This is a genomic window from Companilactobacillus bobalius, from assembly GCF_009764355.1.
In genome coordinates, this window is sequence record NZ_LNUA01000077.1 from 349,402 (window position 1) to 367,957 (window position 18,556).

An 18,556-nucleotide genomic window follows, 5' to 3' on the forward strand; every position below is an offset into this window, starting at 1 on the left:
AATGAAAATATTAGCATTTGATACATCAAATAAACCGTTATCCGTTGCAGTAGTTGTGGATGGCAAAGTTTTAGCACACATAGAGTCAACTGAGAAGAAAACGCACAGTGTTTCCTTACTACCTGATATTCAAAATGGGTTGCAAGAAGCAGGGCTTACAATGGCTGATATCGACTTGATTGCTGTTGCCAAAGGTCCAGGTTCCTACACAGGTGTAAGAATTGCTGTGACAGTAGCTAAAACTTTAGCTGATACTTTAAATAAAAAATTAGTAGGAGTTTCTAGTTTGAAACTCTTAGCTGCAAATGGTGACAAAAAACATCTCTTGGTTCCTTTAATGGATGCCAGAAATGATAATGCTTTTGCTGGTGTTTATGTAACAAATCGTGATGGCAGATTATTAACTGTTGTTGCGGATCATCACACTTCAATGGCCAATCTATTTGAAACATTAAAACAATATGAGCCTAATGAATTGGAGTTCATTAACGCTACGCCTAGATTACAAGAATTAATTCAAAAACAATTTCCTGAAGCAACAATAGTTATGAGTGAAGATTCATTGCCAGATGCTGGCAAGTTGGCTAAAATTGCAGAGACAACTAGAGCTGTTAAGGATATTGATAATTTTATCCCGACATACTTGCGTTTAACTCAGGCGGAACATGATTGGTACGCTAAAGGTAATAAGGAAGACAAAAATGTTTCCTATGTTGAAGAAGTTTAAAAATATCTTATCTAATAATAAGAAGGAAAAATTTGATTTTGAAAAACAATTAGTTACGATCGATGGACAGGAATTTACCTTAAGAAAGGCTATTCCAGATGATTCGATTGAATATATGCGAATTCAAGAAACAATTTATCCAATTCCGGTACCATGGCCAATTGATATCGTTGAAATGGAAATTGGTAATAAGAATGCGCTCTATTTGTCATTGGTTAATGAGACTGGTGTCGTAGCTTTTATCGGTATTTCACTGAGTGATAGGACAGAATCACATATCACTAATTTGGCGGTTAACAGTGATTATCAGAATTTAGGTATTGGACATTTATTATTGAATCAGGCTTTTGCATATTGTCGCAAACGTGAATTCGAAAAAATGTCATTAGAGGTTGATGTAACTAATGATGCTGCAATTGCCTTATATGAAGCTTTTGGCTTTAAGGTAAAAACGGTGCACAAAAAGTATTATTTTAGAAATCATCACGATGCTTTAGAAATGATGGTTGATTTGTAGGGGAGAACATTGTGGAAAAAGATACGTTAATAATGTCATTTGAAAGTAGTTGTGATGAAACTTCAGTCGCTATTATTAAAAATGGTAAAGAAATCTTATCAAATATTATTGCAACACAAATAAAGAGTCATCAACGTTTTGGTGGAGTAGTACCAGAAGTTGCTAGCCGTCATCACGTTGAAGAAGTAACTCGTTGTATCAATATGGCTTTGGACGAGGCAAAAGTTGGTTATAGTGATCTCGATGCTGTAGCCGTAACTTATGGTCCTGGCTTAGTCGGTTCATTGTTGATTGGAATCATGGCTGCTAAAACAGTAGCATTTGCACACAATCTACCTTTGATCAAAGTTAACCATTTAGCTGGACACATTTATTCAGCTAATTTCGTGACTGACCTACAATATCCATTCATGTCCTTGTTAGTTTCTGGTGGACATACGGAGATTGTTTTAGTCACAGCTCCTGGAGTTTTCCACACCCTTGGTGATACTAGGGATGATGCTGTTGGTGAAGCTTATGATAAAATCGGCCGTATCTTAGGAATTAATTATCCAGCTGGTAAAAAAGTTGATCAGATGGCTGCTAAAGGTAAGGATACTTTCAATTTTCCAAGAGCAATGGTACAAGAAGATAACTTGGACTTCAGTTTCAGTGGATTGAAGAGTGCCTTCATCAATCGTGTTCATCACGCTGATCAAGTTCATGAACAGTTGAATAAAGATGATTTGGCTGCCAGCTTCCAAGGTGCCGTCCTGGATATTTTGAGCAATAAGATATTTAGAGCTTTGAAACAACATCCAGTTAAGCAATTGATTGTCGGTGGAGGTGTCTCCGCTAATCAAGGCTTACGTAAACGTTTGGCTGAAGAAATCGAAAAACGTCATATGGATATGGAATTAGTTTTCCCACCATTAAGACTTTGTGGTGACAATGCCGCTATGATCGGTGCAATGGCTCAGATTCAATATGATAAAGGTGATTTTGCTGAATTAGATTTGAATGCTGATCCTAGCTTAGATTTTGATATGGAATAAATGGATACCTCTAAGTTGAACATTGACTATAGAGGTATTTTTATATACAAATTGCAAATAATACTAATTATTTGTAAAAAGGGATTAATAAATCTAGAAAATTGTGGTAAAAAAGATGAGAGGTGTAATTGATGGAAAATAGAACGGTTATTTCATATGTGCTGCTAAAGTATGATAAGAGTACTGATGGGATTTATACGAAAGCCACTAACAATGGCACTTTTGAAATTCCTAGTTTTGAATTTGATCCGGCTGAAAATGAAACTTCAACTGATTTAAAAATGCATATTATTGAGAGATTGAAGATGCTTGATGCAGGAATCGACATCGACCATTTATTTATTCCATTCACCAACTTATCTGTTTCTTCAGATTTCAAGATTTACAACTACTTGGTATTAGTCTTTGAATCAGATCATGATGTGTTTGCCACAATGGAAGATGAATCTTGGTATCAAGTTAAATATGATCTTAAAAATAAAATTTGGAATCTGGCTTGGCAAAGCGGCATGGAACATGTCAATGATTTTCAAATTAAAGACAGATCTTTGAATCAATATGCCGTAAATAGTTCGATGAATGATGAAATTGATTTTTGCAATATCATGCACTTTGTAGCTCAAGAGACACAGGAATTTCCTATCTTGGGATTGATGTCGGGAACTGAGTTTACTCAAAAAGAAGTATTACATTATCAAAAATTATTGGGCTTCAAAAACAGTAGTCTTAAAACAACTTTGGCATTTGAGAGTAAATATTCAGATGCGATTAAAGCCATCGACGAAACCTCTTATAAGATAAAAAATAAATATTTACAAAGATAAAAATAAGTTATCAATTCAAAGTTAATTAAATTGATAACTTATTTTTTTTGCCCTAATCAAGAATGCTATATTTATTGATAAAAATTAATATTTGATAATAAAATTAGTTGAAAATGATATATATAAAATAATGCTATATTATATAATATTTTTACATAGATAAAATATTAATGTTTGACAAGGAGGTTGGTCTTATGAAGAAACGTATAAGATTTCTTTATTTGATTATATTTCTTTTGCCGTTCATTCAATTGCTTAAAACTACTACGGTTCAGGCTTATTCAGTTCCAGATAGGACTAGTGTATATGAGCATGCGCCTAAAGGTATGAAGCTGAATGATTTTATTACGGCTCCAGAATACTATACGAATACGAAAACAAACAATACTACAGCTTTTAAAAGTTCTAATAAGATAATTCGTGCGGGTGATTCTAATAATGATTCGACTGATATCATTCAATTGTTGGATGGATCAAGTACGCAGAAGCAACAGATTGGTTCTTTTTGGGGAACCGTCAAAGATAGTAACGGTAATAAAACTTATAATTATTTTGATTTGAGTAAGTCACAAGAAATTTCAGTTTGGTTTTATGGAGGAAGTAAAATTGATGGTTATGATGGATTTGCTTTTGTACTTCAAAATGATGATTTAGGTGATCAAGCTATTTCTCGTAGCAATGGTGCCCCCACTGCTGGTGAGACTTTGGGGGTTTGGGGTGGTGGAACTCCAGACAACAAAACTACCACAACAAAACTTTCTGGTGCTTCCGATGGCATTCAAAAGAGTGTAGCTATTGAATTTGACCGTTATTTAAATAATACTGCTGGATCCACTTTTAATTCAGTCAATGATTACTTGGATTTTGATGGTTTTTCAATGTCCAATGCCGGTAATATTGTTATGAACCAATTGAGAGAAAAACATATTGCTTGGAATTATCCGGGGGATACCGCTACTTATATGGAAAATAGCTATGGTATTTTTACAAATAATTACTTTTACAATTTGACGCATCGTGGTCCAGTTCAAAATAACTCTTACTTCACTGGTTACGATGGTCTTGAGGTTGCTAACTCAGAAACGCAAGATCCACGTAATGGTTGGCGTCATCTTAAAATCACTTATACACCACCAACAACAGGGACTACAGCTCGACTATCGTATTTAATTAATGATAAGTTCCCTGATGGTACGGATAAGATGCAGACTTCACAGGATAGTAAAACTTTTAGTATCGATATTTCTAAGCTGGTAGGAACTAATGACGACAAGAAGGTTCGCTGGGGATTCACTGCCTCAACAGGTTCTCCAAAGTCATCGATTGCTGACTTAGATATGGTTATTGAAAAAATGCCTTCAATTGTTGATATGAAGGGGACTTCACAGATTACTGATATTACAAAGAATAGTAGTAAGACTTTAGGTAGTACTAAAGAATTGCATACTAGTGATGGTGATGAAATTAAATTGGAACAAAAATTGTCTTACAGTGGTGGTATTTCCGATTCTGGTGAAATTACAGCTACAGTTGGATTACCAGAGTATGTTGAGTACAATGGTGACGAGAATGGTGTCATTGGTAAGATGACTTATCAAGATGAAGATGGAACTACTAAAACACAAGAAATCAATAAATCCGATTTAAAAGATGTCACAATAACAATCCCAGGCAAGTATGAGAGTGATCCACCAAGTTATAAAACTGTAAAAGGTTTTGACGTAAAGATTCCATCGATGAATGCGATTGGAGATAATTCTAATATTGAGGTTTATGGAATCGTTAAAGGTCCGGAAAGTTCTACTCCAATAACAACAAACGTGTCAGGAATTAACACTAGTTATCAAGCTGATAGTTATACAGGTGATACGATGAGTCCTGACTTCGTTGTCGATAATGAAATTTTACATATTGAAAATACTAATTCCCTGTCACAAGAATTAGAGTTAGGCGATGAAGCTCATTTTCAAGGTAATATTTCTTATCTGAAGGGTTCAACCTTTGATGGTGAGGAATTATTGAGCAATTTGGAAGTTTACGATCAAGATGGTAATAAACTCCCTGGGGTACAAAAAGGTGATATTGAGGTTGATAAAGGTGCAAAAACGGGAACATATGACGTTCCTTATACCTTGAACGGTCTGGAAGCTGGTAAGACTTATACATTCAAGTTGAAACTATCAGACTCCAAAGATCGTATTTCCAATACTTTGGAATATCAGGTTAAAATCAAATCAGAAAAGAATTTACAGTTAGCGGTCAACAATTATCGTTTCCAAACAATCAATGCTGGTTCTAAAATCGGTGAGTATGTCAAACGTTCCGGTAATTGGGATATCAATGTTAACAGTACCGGATATAAATGGAAATTGTCGGCCCAGTCAACTGGTTTGTTTAGTGAAAAGGATAATAGTTATTTTGAACCACTATACTTTATCGATAAAAATTCAAATGCCCAACCTTTGAGTGATAATACATTAATTGCTCAACAAGATACTATTAATAGCGGTGAAATCCAAAATACGGACGTTACAGACACTTGGAGTGAGGATGACGGTATTCTACTGAAGAATGGCTTTCCTAACCTTGCAGGCGATTATACAGGCGAAATTAAATGGACGTTGAGTGAAACACTATAAAAAAATACTGTCGATAGATTTAAAAATCTATTGGCAGTATTTTTTTGTAATTTTACTTGTAACGATCTTCTAAATTACTCATCCAGAGTGCTAATAAGCAACCAATAATGAAGAAAACTAGACTTAGAGCAATATCAAGGCCAGTTGTTCCAACGTAAGAAATTCCGTCATTTGTATATGGATTAGGAATCAGGATTAAAACAGTACTAGCCAAGACGATGCCTAAGATGAAATGATAAACCTTTGAATGATGCTGTTGAATTAATTTTTCCATAGCTTTGGAGAAGGTCAATAATGAAATCACACCACCAATTGCAATAGGGATGAAGACTAAGGGGTCAAAGGTTTTAAAACCTTTTAACATTGGTGTATATAGTCCCAAAATTATCAGTAGATTTGAAGGGCTTAATCCAGGTACTAAGACACCCAAAGCAATTAGGATACCCGCAATAACGAATCCAAAGAAGTTAGCTGGGATGGTGCCGAAAATTTCACTCATGAAGAAGAGAAAAATTCCTCCGCCGACAAAGCTGGCTAAGAACCAAGTAATGTCATATTTATTTCGTGGTATTTGGGATGTCGATTCCTTGAATAGGGTTGGTAAAGTTCCAATGATTGTTCCAGCAAAACCCCAGAGGACGATTACTTGATAGTTTTGCAAAAGATAGTCAAGAGGTTTGGATAAAATGCCTATTCCAACAATGCCACCAATTCCGATAGGTAAGAAATAGAGAAAGTCACGTTTGAAGTTTTGACGTACGTGGGCCATAAAACTTAACATTCGTTCATAGATACCCATGATGGCGGCTAAAACACCACCGGAAACTCCTGGTAAGATGAAACCTAAAGCGATGATGACTCCCTTAAAGAATCTGATTAAGAAATTTTCTTGTTTTATGGTTATGCTCCCTTGGAAATATTCTTTATAAATTAAGTTATCAAATTTGGAGAAGCTGAGCAACAAAAAAACAGTCTTATTAAGTATTCAAGATATATCTTTCCTTACTTGAATTTCTTAATAGAGGCCGTTTTTCTTTACTAAATCAAATTATTTTCTAATCAGAAAAATCTTCTAGTTCAATAGATTTTTCGGTCCATTCTTCTTCAACTTTATCTTGTTGCTGTTTGTTTTCATCAAGTTCTTTTTGAAGATCGGCCAACTTGCTATAAGAAGTTAGATTCTCATCTTTAGTCATTTCTTTTTGAATAGCAGTATTTTTGTCTTCTAGTTCAGCAATTTGTTTCTCTAAGTCTTCAACTTGACGACGTAATTTACGTTCTTGTTTTTGTTGTTCCTTAGATTGTTGATACTGAACTTTCTTTTCGCTGACATTAGAAGTTGTTTGTGCTTCTTCAGTTGAATGATCAGTCGTTTTCTCCAAGTAATAATCGTAATCACCAAGATAGATCTTGCTACCATGTTCGCCAATGTCAACGATACGATCAGCTAGAGTATTCAATAGGTAACGGTCATGGGAAACGAAGAGGACAGTTCCTTCGAAATTCTTCAAGGCATCTTCAAGAACTTCCTTACTGTCAATATCCAAGTGGTTAGTAGGTTCATCCATGATTAAGAAGTTATCGTGTTCCATAGCTAATTTTGTCAAAGTTAAACGAGCCTTTTCACCACCAGATAATCCAGCAACAGGTTTGAGTACGTCGTCACCACTGAAAAGGAAAGCTCCCAACATATTACGAATTACTTGTTCATCTAAACGAGGATAGATATCCCAAATTTCATGAAGAACATCTTTTTTTGGATCAAGATTTTTCAAATTCTGATCGTAGTAACCAACTTGAACATTGGCACCAAACTGAGATGTTCCCTTGATCATTGGGATTTGTCCCAAGATAGATTTAAGAAAAGTTGATTTACCGATACCGTTTGGTCCGATAATACCAACACGTTCACCCTTTTTGACATCTAAATTGATAGGTTCGGACATAATTTGGTCTTCATAACCGATAGCGGCATCTTTGACGAGTAATACGTCATTGCCACTTTCCTTATCAATTTGAAATTTAAAATGAACTGAGCCTTGATCACTGTCAGGACGATCCAAGACATCCATATGTTCCAACTTCTTACGACGACTTTGAGCCATCTTGGTAGTGGAAGCACGGACAATATTCTTTTGGATATACTCTTCAGTCTTCTTAATTTCAGCCTGTTGCTCTTCATAATGTTTCCAGGCTACTTCTTGATTTTTTTTCTTTTCTTGTAAATAGAAAGAGTAATTACCAGAATAATGAGTTGATGAGTGATGATTGATCTCAACAATTTCAGTAACGACTTTGTCCAAAAAGTATTGGTCATGGGAAATGATGACTAGTGCGCCACGGTAATTTTTGAGATAACCTTCAAGCCATTCAACTGTATTGATGTCCAAATGATTTGTGGGCTCATCCAAAAGTAAAATATCGTGATGTTCCAAGAGCATTTTAGCCATAGCCAAGCGTGAACGTTCACCACCAGAAAGGGTTGATATTTGTGCTTGCCAAACATCCTCATCGAATCCGAATCCCTTGAGGACACTGCGAATCTCTGATTGATAGCCGTAACCATTTTCTTGACGGAAGGTATTTTGCAATTGATCATATTGCTTCAAAATGTTGTCGTAATCTTGAACATTGGGGTCAGCAATTTTTTCTTCTAAAGTGTGCATCTTTTTTTCTTGTTCCTTTAGATAATCAAAAACGTGTTCCATCTCGTCAAAAATTTTATTTTCACTATTCAAACCGGAGTCCTGAGCAAGGTAACCGATATTTGTATCCTTTTTCAGAGCAATATTTCCACTATTATAACTTTCTTGATCAGAAATAATTTTGAGCATAGTTGATTTGCCGACACCGTTTCGGCCGACTAGACCAATTCTACTATTATCCTGTACTTCAAAGCTAACGTTAGAGAATAGCCTTTTAGTACCAAAATTCTTTGTAATGTTCTGTGCTTGTAATAAAATCAATTTCAAACTCCTTTATATATTCACAATTTTATCATTATTCAATAAATTATGTCTTTATAGGTTTAACGTATTGCGTTTTTGTCGATTTTTATTTACTATAAATGTTAGTGAAATGACACACATATGGTGGTAAATTATGACAAAAACAACTGTTCCAAACGCAACAATAAAGCGTTTACCAATTTATTATCGGTATTTTCAATTTTTAAAAGATGAAGGTACAAAAAAGATCTCTTCTGGAGAATTATCAGAAGGGGTCAAGATAGATAGTGCTACAATAAGACGTGACTTCTCATATCTAGGAGCACTTGGAAAACGTGGTTATGGCTACGATGTAAACGATTTAGTGGCTTTCTTTAAAAAGCTCTTGAATCAAGATAAGCGTACTAACGTAGCCCTAGTTGGTGTAGGTAATTTAGGTAACGCCTTACTAAATTATAACTTTTCTCGGACTAATAATGTTCGAATTGCAGCAGCTTTTGATATTAATAAGGAAATTGTTGGCACAGTTAAGAGTGGTGTTCCCGTTTATGATATATCTGAACTAAAGGAACAACTTCATTTGCAACAAATCGATGTCTGTATCTTGACTGTTTCTTCGAATGCAGCTCAAACAACTGCTGACTTATTGGCTGATGCTGGAGTTAGAGGTATCCTGAACTTTACACCAGTAATTATCAATGTTCCAAGCAGTATCCGTGTTCATTATGTTGATTTGGCTAATGAATTGCAGACTCTGATTTTCTTCTTAGATCGTGATAAGTCAATGAAAGAAGAGCAAGAATAATTTTTTGGGGGAAAGTATTATGAGTGAACCATTGTTCTTAAAGCCTGTATTCCACGAAAAAATTTGGGGTGGAAGAAAGCTAGAAACTAAGTTTGGTTACAATATTCCAGATGGCGCTATTGGTGAATGCTGGGCTATTTCAGGTCATCCACATGGTAGATCACAAGTTGAAAATGGTGAATTTGCTGGTCAATATGTCGATGATCTTTGGAAAAATCATGGTGAGTTATTCGGCAATCCTAAGGGAAAAGTATTCCCACTTCTAACAAAGATTTTGGATGCTGAAGCAAGTCTATCTGTTCAAGTTCATCCTGACAATGAATATGCAGCAGAACATGAACATGAATTAGGTAAGACAGAATGCTGGTACATCATTGATGCTGAACCAGGTTCATACTTGATTTATGGTCACAATGCTAAGAACAAAGCAGAACTTGATAAGATGATTGAGTCAGGTGACTGGGATCATCTACTAAGAAAAGTTCCAGTTAAGACTGGTGACTTCTATTATGTACCAAGTGGGACTGTTCACGCTTTGAACAAGGGTATTATGGCTCTAGAGACACAACAAAGCAGTGATACAACATATCGTTTGTATGACTATGACCGTGTTGAAAAGTCTACTGGTAAGAAACGTGACCTTCACATCAAACAATCAGAGGATACAATTACAGTTCCTCATAAAGATCCACAATTAAATATTGAATCAAAAGAAGAGGGCAAGAACAAGTTTACAACATTCGTTCAACCACCCGTATCACCATTCTTCTCAGTTTATCACTGGGAAATTAAGGAACCAGTCGAATTACATCACCAAATTGGTAAGTATACTTTGATTTCTATAATTAATGGTCAAGGTAAGATTACCGTTGATGGAAAAGACTATGATTTGAGCAAGGGTATTCATTTAATCGTTCCAGCAACTGTTGCTTCATGGACGCTTTCTGGTGATTTGGATATTATTGCTTCAGAATCAGGCGAAGATTAGATAAATATTAAAATAATGTAAAAAAGTGCAGAATGTCGATTTGAAAAAACCGGATGTTCTGTTTTTTTTATTGGCTAAATCAAGCAAAAGTAGAACCATTTTATGCGTGGGGCTAAATAATGTTCGTAAAAATGAACTGAATGAAAAATATTTTAATTTGAAACCGTTATCAATTTCATTTTTTACAAAAAGTCTTCTATAATTAAGACTATGTTGATTTCAAAGGGGACTTAAAAGTGCAAAAACGACGATTTTTTCGAGTCAGTTTAGGCTGGCAAATTATTATTGGTTTGATTTTAGGTATTATCCTTGGTCAAGTCTTTTATCAAAATAAGGCTGCCATTCAGGTAATGCAGAACATTGGTACAATGTTTATCTCAATGATTCAGATGATCGTGTTACCAATCGTTATCTCTTGTTTAACAGTTGGTATCGCCAATATGGGTGATATTAAAAAGTTAGGTCGAATAGGATTAAAGACTTTAATTTATTTTGAAATAATGACAACATTAGCGATCATTGTTGGTATTATTGTCGCTAATGTTACACATCCTGGTACCTTTATTGATGTACATAGTCTAAAAGGTTCGGATATTAGTCAATATACGGCTACCGCCAAAACCGCCAAACATTCGGGTATTTGGTCAATCTTGATGAGTATTATCCCAACTAACATTTTCGAATCCTTGGGTAAGGGTGATATGTTACCAATTATCTTCTTCTCAGTTCTATTTGGTTTAGGAACAGCTTCTATTGGCAAACAAGGTCAGATTATCACTGATACTTTAAATGCTGTAGCCAATGTTATGTTCAAAGTTACTAATTGGGTTATGCGCTTAGCACCTATTGGTGTCTGTGCCTTGATTGGTGTTACCGTTGGTGAAATGGGCTTTAACTCTTTGAAACCATTGGCATTGTTCATTCTGATTGCTTATGCAACAATGGCGTTTTTCGTCTTTGTCATTATGGCTGGGGTTGGACATATGTTTCATGTTCGTTTCTATGAATTGTTTAGAATTATTGAAAACGAAGTAACTTTAGCTTTTACAACTGCTAGTTCAGAAGCAGCTCTTCCTAAAATGATGGAAAAGATGCAAAAATATGGTGCCTCAAAAGGTATCGTCAGTTTCGTTATTCCAACTGGATATACTTTTAATCTGGATGGATCAGCTATCTATCAATCATTGGCCGCACTATTTTTGGCTCAGGCTTATAATATTCATTTAAGTCTAGGACAACAAATTACCCTTGTGGTCGTATTGATGTTAACATCTAAGGGGATGGCCGGAGTACCTGGAGCATCGTTTGTCGTACTCTTAGCCACGGTATCAACTATCGGTGTGCCAATGCAAGGTTTGACCTTCATTGCCGGTATCGACCGTCTCGTAGATATGGGACGTACCGCCGTTAACGTCGTCGGTAACTCTCTAGCAACAATTATTATCGCTAAGAGTGAAAAGGAATTTGATGAGGATAAACGGGAAAAGTACGTTGCATCCTACAAGCGTGGGGAATAATAATCCGCGTAGTAAAAAACGATTTAAACACAAAGAAACAGCTCATCGATTATTCGGTGAGCTGTTTTTAATATGTCTTTTATTATATTAGTGTATTTTCTTTGTGATATTAATGTATTTGTTCCAACTGAAAAGCTGTAATATACTCAAAAAATATGAATTATTTGGGGGATCTATATGAAATCAAAAATAACTACATTAGGTAAGTGGATGATCAAGAATTGGATGAGTACACTCATAGTTATAATTCCATGCTTGTTATTCATAATAATGCCGTTTCAAACAAATCATATGATGTATATGCTTTTTCTGGCAGTATTTCTTATATATATACTTTTAGCAATGATTCTTCTAGTATGGTTGTTCATATCTTTATTCTTTAAGAAATTGAAACGACCACTAAGAGTTTTTACTTCAGTAATAATAGGCTTTGCTATAGCTGTTCTTTTTGAGGCAACTGTTGGACCAAAATCGCCAAGTTATGAATACGAGCAGTTTGCAATTAATTTGATACAGCAGCGGCAACTTAAGCAAAATGAGAAAGATAGGGATAATCTAGCCATCGGTTTAGATTCTATGGATGATCGTGAAGTAAGGGATAAGGGTATAAAAAGTTGTGATGCATTATATGAAACTGTTCAAAAGTATGGAAAAAGTTCTAAAGAATTAAAAGAGGCATCGGATTCCCATAGGGTGTTAATAAGGAATATGGAAAATAATGATTCAGGATATGTTGATGATTATGAATATTATAAAAAGCTTTCAATAGCATCTATAAATGCTATTTTGGCCAGATATAATAGGTATATTGATATGGAAGCTGAACAAGATATAACTGCTAAGAAGATTTTCAAAGGCGAAAAGATTCCATTAAAGGTACCTGATCATTAGAAGATTTTATACATTATAAAAATTGAAGCAAAAAGAAGCCAAATCCTAAAAGACTTGGCTTCTTTTTATATTGTTCCTAAAATTAAAACAATTGCATTCATCAGAATGTGACTGCCAGCACTGGCATAGATATTTTTTGATTTGTAGTAAATAAATGAGAACCAAAGACCCATTGCTACATAAACGATGAATCTGGTATCTTGATGCATGAAGGCAAATAGTAATGCTGAAATGATAGCAGCAATGTAGATGTTAGTCGGTTTGATCATATTGGCAAAAAAGATACGTCTAAAGACGATTTCTTCCATGATAGGTGCGCAGATCAATACGTATAAGAAATAGTATGGATAAGGTTTGACCATCAATAGTAGCTGCATGGTGTTTTCTGAATGAGTACTAGTATGGAAAATTAGTTGATCGATGAAGCCAACTCCATATTGAAGAGCAATTGCACCGATAGTTCCTAAAATGATCCATTGTAAATTATGATTTAAATCGGTTTTCTCTTCGAAATCATTTGGGCCATTTAGTTTTACTAAATACATCATAAGACCGGTAGCAACTAGGGCTCCTAAAGTGAGAATGATGAAATAGATTGAGCCGGTGACCGACAACATATTTAGAACGCTACCCAGTAATAACAAAAGGATATATGTTAATAGGGTGAAGAATTGATTTTTGGGAAAATTCATGATTACTCCTTACATTTTTAAAGGTAAATACTTGCATGTTTTCAATAAAATGTTAATATAAAACTTGTGATTAGCACAAGAGATGTTCGAGTGCTAAAGATATAAAAACAAACATTAAGAAAAATAATAATCGGAGGGATTTAAATTGTTAAAACCACTTGGAGATAGAGTCATTGTAACAGTCGATAAAGAAGAAGAAAAGACAGTTGGTGGCATTGTTTTAGCAAACAACGCTAAGGAGAAGCCACAAACAGCCGATGTCGTTGCCGTTGGTGAAGGCTTAGTTACTGAAGATGGAAAGAAATTACCTATGAACGTTAAAAAAGGTGATAAAGTTCTTTTTGATAAATACTCAGGCTCAACAGTTAAGTATGAAGACAATGAATATTTAATCCTTCATGAAAAAGATATCATGGCAGTTATTGATTAATTTTAAACTTAAAAAATTTAACTAAAAGAATTTAATTATGGAGTGTGAAAATTAATGGCAAAAGAAATTAAATTTTCAGAAGATGCACGTTCAAAGATGATGGACGGTGTTAATAAACTTGCTGATACAGTTAAGACAACTATCGGACCTAAGGGTAGAAACGTTGTTCTTGAAAAGAGTTATGGTTCACCTGAGATTACAAATGATGGTGTTACTATTGCTAAGAGTATTGAATTAGAAGACCACTTTGAAAACATGGGTGCAAAGCTTGTTTCCGAAGTTGCTTCAAAGACAAATGACATTGCTGGTGATGGTACTACTACAGCTACTGTTTTGACACAAGCAATTGTTAAAGAAGGTATGAAGAACGTTACAGCCGGTGCTAACCCTGTTGGTATCAGAACTGGTATCGAAAAGGCTACAAACGCTGCCGTTGATGAACTTCACAAGATTTCACATAAGGTTTCAGGCAAGAATGATATTGCTCAAGTAGCTTCAGTTTCATCAGCTAGTGAAGAAACTGGTAAATTAATTGCTGATGCCATGGAAAAAGTTGGTAACGATGGTGTTATCACAATTGAAGAATCAAAGGGTATTGATACAACACTTGATGTTGTTGAGGGTATGCAATTTGATCGTGGATACATTTCACAATACATGGTTACAGATAACGACAAGATGGAAGCTGACCTCGACAATCCATATATCTTGATCACTGACAAGAAGATTTCAAACATCCAAGATATCTTGCCATTACTACAAAAGATTGTTCAACAAGGTAAGGCATTATTGATCATCGCTGATGATATTGATGGTGAAGCTCTACCAACACTTGTATTGAACAAGATTCGTGGTACATTCAACGTTGTTGCTGTTAAGGCTCCTGGCTTTGGTGACCGTCGTAAGGCACAACTAGAAGATATTGCTACATTAACTGGTGGTACAGTTATTACTTCTGACCTTGGTCTTGAACTAAAAGACACAACTATGGATCAATTAGGTCAAGCTGGTAAAGTTACTATTACAAAGGACAACACAACAATTGTTGAAGGTGCTGGCAACAAGGATGCTATCAACGAACGTGTTGAAACAATCAAGAAACAAATCAATGAATCAACATCTGACTTTGACAAGGAAAAACTACAAGAACGTCTAGCTAAATTAGCTGGTGGTGTTGCTGTTGTTAAAGTTGGTGCTGCTACTGAAACAGAATTGAAAGAACGTAAGTACAGAATTGAAGATGCTCTAAATGCCACACGTGCCGCTGTTGAAGAAGGCTACGTTGCTGGTGGTGGTACAGCTTTGATGAATGTACTTGGTAAAGTTACTGCTCTTAAAGAAGAAGGAGACGTACAAACAGGTATTAATATCGTTGCACGTGCTCTTGAAGAACCACTACGTCAAATCGCTGAAAATGCTGGTTTCGAAGGTTCAGTTATCGTTGAACACATCAAGAACCAAGAAAATGAAGTTGGTTTCAATGCTGCAACTAACAAGTGGGAAAACATGGTTGACGCCGGAATCATCGACCCAACTAAGGTAACACGCTCAGCATTACAAAATGCAGCCAGTGTTGCATCTCTATTGTTAACAACAGAAGCTGTTGTTGCTGACAAGCCAGAACCAAAAGATAACAATGTTGCACCTGCAGCAAATCCTGCAGCCGGTGGAATGGGCGGCATGATGTAATCTTTTGATTCATAAAGAAGATTATTTAAGAAGTATATCTTAATTGATATGCTTCTTTTTTTATGCTCACAATAGCAATATTGTGATATACTGAACTTTGTGAATGCTATATAAAATATGATTATTTTGATTAATAAAAATTGGCTAATTTTACTATACAATCCGTATATATCAATGAATATGACGATTAGAAGCTTAAAAAGTCAATAGAACTAAGTTAATATTTTAAGCCAAAAATAGTTTAAACAGGTTTACTATTTGTGAGCTAATGAACTATAATGTGGTCGTAATGAAATTACTTATAAAAAGTAATTTCAATTATGCATAGAATAGATTCAAATCGGAAATATAAGGAGGCAATATTATCATGAGTAGTCGAGATACTGCGAATGTTTTATGGTTTGATGAATTGCATCGTAAGGATGTTAATTTAGTTGGTGGAAAGTCTTCTTCTTTGGGAGAAATGACTTCCTCAATGGATGTACCGGTACCATATGGTTTTGCAACGACCGCACGCGCATATCAATACTTCATGCACCAAACTGGATTGAACGATAAGGTTAATGCATTGTTGGAAAGCATAAGTGACTACGAGAATTCTGATGAGCTTCATAAGACATGTGAAGAGATTCGGAGTTTGATCGTTGGAGCAACGATGCCAATTGATTTGGCTGATGATATTAAGAAGGCATATGCTGATCTTTCTGAGAAGATGGGACAGACTGATCCATTCGTAGCTATTAGATCGTCTGCTACAGCCGAAGATTTGCCTAATGCTTCATTTGCTGGCCAACAGGAGTCTTATCTAAACATTAGAGGAGCCGATGATGTTGTTAACCGTGTACAACAATGTTATTCATCACTCTTTACTGATCGTGCAACGTACTACAGACACAAACAACATTTTCCACATGAAAAAGTTGCTTTGTCAGCTGCTATTCAGATGATGGTCTTCTCTAAAGCATCAGGAATCATGTTCTCAGTTAACGTTGCTAATGGTGATGAGTCTAAGATTGTGATTGATGCTATCTATGGTTTAGGTGAATATATTGTTTTAGGAAAAGTAACGCCTGATCACTTTGTTGTAGATAAGCAATCAATGAAGATTGTTGAAAAGAATATTATTAAGAAATCAATTCAATTGGTTAGACTTCCTGACGGAGGAACTAAGGAAGAACCAGTTCCAGAAGAATTACGAAATGAACAAGCATTAACTGATAGCCAAGTTATTGAATTAGCTGGATATGCTAAAGAGATTGAGCGTCACTATGGCTGTTATATGGATATGGAATATGCTCTTGATAGCAATACTAATAGATTGTGGATCGTTCAAGCTCGTCCAGAGACTGTCTGGTCACAACGTAAGAAGAATAAGGCTAACGGTGGAGATGATAACGTGGTTGCAGAAGCAGATGCTAAGGTTGCAGTTCGTGGATTACCAGCCAGTCCAGGTTTAGCTAGTGGTGTTGTACATGTTATTGATGATCCAAAGGATATTGATCAATTCAAAGAGGGCGAAATCCTTGTTACTTTGATGACATCACCTGATTGGGTTCCTGCTATGAAGAAGGCCGCTGCTATTGTAACTAATAATGGTGGGATGACTTGTCACGCTGCTATCGTTTCTCGTGAAATGCAAATTCCATGTATCGTTGGTACTAAGAGCATGAATGTTGCCGCAACTGATGCTTTGAAGACAGGCGATGTTGTTACAGTTGATGCCACAAACGGTATTGTTTACATGGGTAAAGTTGAAAGTTTGCTTAAGAAACCAGAACCAGCCCAAGCTGGAGGTCAAGTAGTTGCAGCTGAAACATTTGCACCTACGGCAACTGGCGTAATGATGAACCTTGGTGATCCTGATTTAGCTGATAAATATTCAACATTACCAGCTGACGGAATTGGATTGATGCGTGAAGAATTCTTGTGGACAACCTTTATCCATGAACATCCACTCTATTTGATTGAACAAGGACATCCAGAAAAAGTTGTTGATATGTTGGCTGACGGAATTGCCAAAGTTGCTCGTGCCATGGCTCCTCGTCCAATGGTATTACGCTTCTCAGACTTCAAGTCCAGCGAGTATCGTAACTTAAAGGGTGGCGACAAGTATGAACCGCATGAACCAGCTGATTTGTTAGGTTGGCGTGGTGCTTCTCGTTACTACGATCCTAAATATATTGAAGCCTTCAAACTTGAATTAGCTGCCGTTAAGAAAGTACGTAATGAATTTGGTTTGAAGAACTTGAACGTTATGATTCCATTTGTCAGAACTGTTGAAGAAGCTCAAAAAGTTACTGATATTATGCGTGGCGAAGGACTTGTACGTAGTGTCGACTTCCACGTATACATGATGGCTGAAATTCCAACAAATATTATTTTGGCTGATCAATTTAACAAGTATGTTGATGGTTACTCAATTGGATCAAATGATTTGGCAATGTTGATTCTTGGCTGTGATCGTAATAATGATACAGTTGCTAGTTTGTTCGATGAACGTAATTTAGCTGTTAAACGTGCTATCAACCATTTGATTAAAGTAGCACATAAAGATGGCAAGACTGTTGGTATTTGTGGTCAAGCACCATCAGAGTATCCTGACTTCACTAACTTCTTGATTAAGTGCGGTATTGATTATGTTTCAGTTAACCCAGATATGGTTAAAGAAACGAAACGTAATGTAGCCCGCTTTGAACAAAGAATTATGTTGGATAAAGCCACTGGGAGGGGACTAAATGATCCAACAGACTATGATTGGAAATAGTTAATTAAGTTTTATTGATAAGACTGCATATAATGTGTGGTCTTATTTTTTATTGTCTTTGTGAATGTTAAAAGTATAGAATTGTTTATTA

General features: G+C 35.6%; 15 protein-coding genes. 12 read left to right on the forward strand and 3 right to left on the reverse strand.

The features are described from left to right. Position 1 precedes the first annotated feature (1 nt). The 5 genes from tsaB to ATN92_RS18230 all read left to right on the forward strand — a co-directional run bounded on the left by tsaB (position 2) and on the right by ATN92_RS18230 (position 5,741). Entirely contained in the window at positions 2 to 727 is a 726-nt protein-coding gene (gene tsaB, locus ATN92_RS18210) for a tRNA (adenosine(37)-N6)-threonylcarbamoyltransferase complex dimerization subunit type 1 TsaB (RefSeq protein WP_056954558.1), read from the forward strand. Continuing rightward, positions 702 to 1,244, forward strand: a complete 543-nt coding sequence (gene rimI, locus ATN92_RS18215) for a ribosomal protein S18-alanine N-acetyltransferase (protein ID WP_056954560.1) — start codon at positions 702 to 704, stop codon at positions 1,242 to 1,244. The genes tsaB and rimI overlap by 26 nt, the downstream gene beginning before the upstream one ends. Positions 1,245 to 1,255: 11 nt before the next feature. Continuing rightward, positions 1,256 to 2,278 (forward strand): tRNA (adenosine(37)-N6)-threonylcarbamoyltransferase complex transferase subunit TsaD, encoded by a 1,023-nt coding sequence (gene tsaD / locus ATN92_RS18220; RefSeq protein WP_056954562.1) that lies wholly within the window; start codon positions 1,256 to 1,258, stop codon positions 2,276 to 2,278. Between the two features lie 131 nt (positions 2,279 to 2,409). After that, the gene (locus ATN92_RS18225) at positions 2,410 to 3,102 is read left to right on the forward strand and encodes a hypothetical protein (RefSeq protein WP_056954564.1); all 693 of its coding nucleotides are present in this window, start codon (positions 2,410 to 2,412) and stop codon (positions 3,100 to 3,102) included. A 194-nt stretch (positions 3,103 to 3,296) separates the two neighbouring features. After that, complete coding sequence (locus ATN92_RS18230; RefSeq protein WP_056954566.1) at positions 3,297 to 5,741, forward strand: L-type lectin family protein; 2,445 nt, start codon at positions 3,297 to 3,299, stop codon at positions 5,739 to 5,741. Positions 5,742 to 5,793: 52 nt separating this feature from the next. Here ATN92_RS18230 and ATN92_RS18235 read toward each other — a convergent pair whose 3' ends face one another. Continuing rightward, a complete protein-coding gene (locus ATN92_RS18235; RefSeq protein ID WP_056954688.1) occupies positions 5,794 to 6,645 on the reverse strand; it encodes a DUF368 domain-containing protein in 852 nt (283 codons plus the stop codon). A gap of 151 nt (positions 6,646 to 6,796) precedes the next feature. Continuing rightward, positions 6,797 to 8,707: an ABC-F family ATP-binding cassette domain-containing protein gene (locus ATN92_RS18240; RefSeq protein WP_056954568.1), complete on the reverse strand. Its 1,911-nt coding sequence runs from the start codon at positions 8,705 to 8,707 to the stop codon at positions 6,797 to 6,799. A gap of 136 nt (positions 8,708 to 8,843) precedes the next feature. Here ATN92_RS18240 and ATN92_RS18245 point away from each other — a divergent pair, with 136 nt between their 5' ends. From ATN92_RS18245 to ATN92_RS18260, 4 genes are all read left to right on the forward strand, one after another. Then, positions 8,844 to 9,494, forward strand: coding sequence for a redox-sensing transcriptional repressor Rex (locus ATN92_RS18245; protein WP_056954569.1), 651 nt, complete (start codon positions 8,844 to 8,846; stop codon positions 9,492 to 9,494). Positions 9,495 to 9,513: 19 nt separating this feature from the next. Beyond that, entirely contained in the window at positions 9,514 to 10,482 is a 969-nt protein-coding gene (manA, locus tag ATN92_RS18250) for a mannose-6-phosphate isomerase, class I (RefSeq protein ID WP_056954571.1), read from the forward strand. A 236-nt stretch (positions 10,483 to 10,718) separates the two neighbouring features. Then, positions 10,719 to 11,999: a cation:dicarboxylate symporter family transporter gene (locus tag ATN92_RS18255; RefSeq protein ID WP_056954573.1), complete on the forward strand. Its 1,281-nt coding sequence runs from the start codon at positions 10,719 to 10,721 to the stop codon at positions 11,997 to 11,999. A gap of 177 nt (positions 12,000 to 12,176) precedes the next feature. After that, positions 12,177 to 12,890: an AEC family transporter gene (locus ATN92_RS18260; protein ID WP_056954575.1), complete on the forward strand. Its 714-nt coding sequence runs from the start codon at positions 12,177 to 12,179 to the stop codon at positions 12,888 to 12,890. A 65-nt stretch (positions 12,891 to 12,955) separates the two neighbouring features. Here ATN92_RS18260 and ATN92_RS18265 read toward each other — a convergent pair whose 3' ends face one another. After that, positions 12,956 to 13,582: a CPBP family intramembrane glutamic endopeptidase gene (locus ATN92_RS18265; protein ID WP_234032621.1), complete on the reverse strand. Its 627-nt coding sequence runs from the start codon at positions 13,580 to 13,582 to the stop codon at positions 12,956 to 12,958. A 145-nt stretch (positions 13,583 to 13,727) separates the two neighbouring features. Here ATN92_RS18265 and groES point away from each other — a divergent pair, with 145 nt between their 5' ends. From groES to ppsA, 3 genes are all read left to right on the forward strand, one after another. Beyond that, positions 13,728 to 14,012, forward strand: a complete 285-nt coding sequence (gene groES, locus ATN92_RS18270; RefSeq protein WP_025085097.1) for a co-chaperone GroES — start codon at positions 13,728 to 13,730, stop codon at positions 14,010 to 14,012. 54 nt (positions 14,013 to 14,066) lie between these two features. Next, complete coding sequence (groL, locus tag ATN92_RS18275) at positions 14,067 to 15,701, forward strand: chaperonin GroEL (RefSeq protein ID WP_056954577.1); 1,635 nt, start codon at positions 14,067 to 14,069, stop codon at positions 15,699 to 15,701. 367 nt (positions 15,702 to 16,068) lie between these two features. Further along, the gene (ppsA, locus tag ATN92_RS18280) at positions 16,069 to 18,465 is read left to right on the forward strand and encodes a phosphoenolpyruvate synthase (protein ID WP_056954579.1); all 2,397 of its coding nucleotides are present in this window, start codon (positions 16,069 to 16,071) and stop codon (positions 18,463 to 18,465) included. Positions 18,466 to 18,556 lie beyond the last annotated feature (91 nt).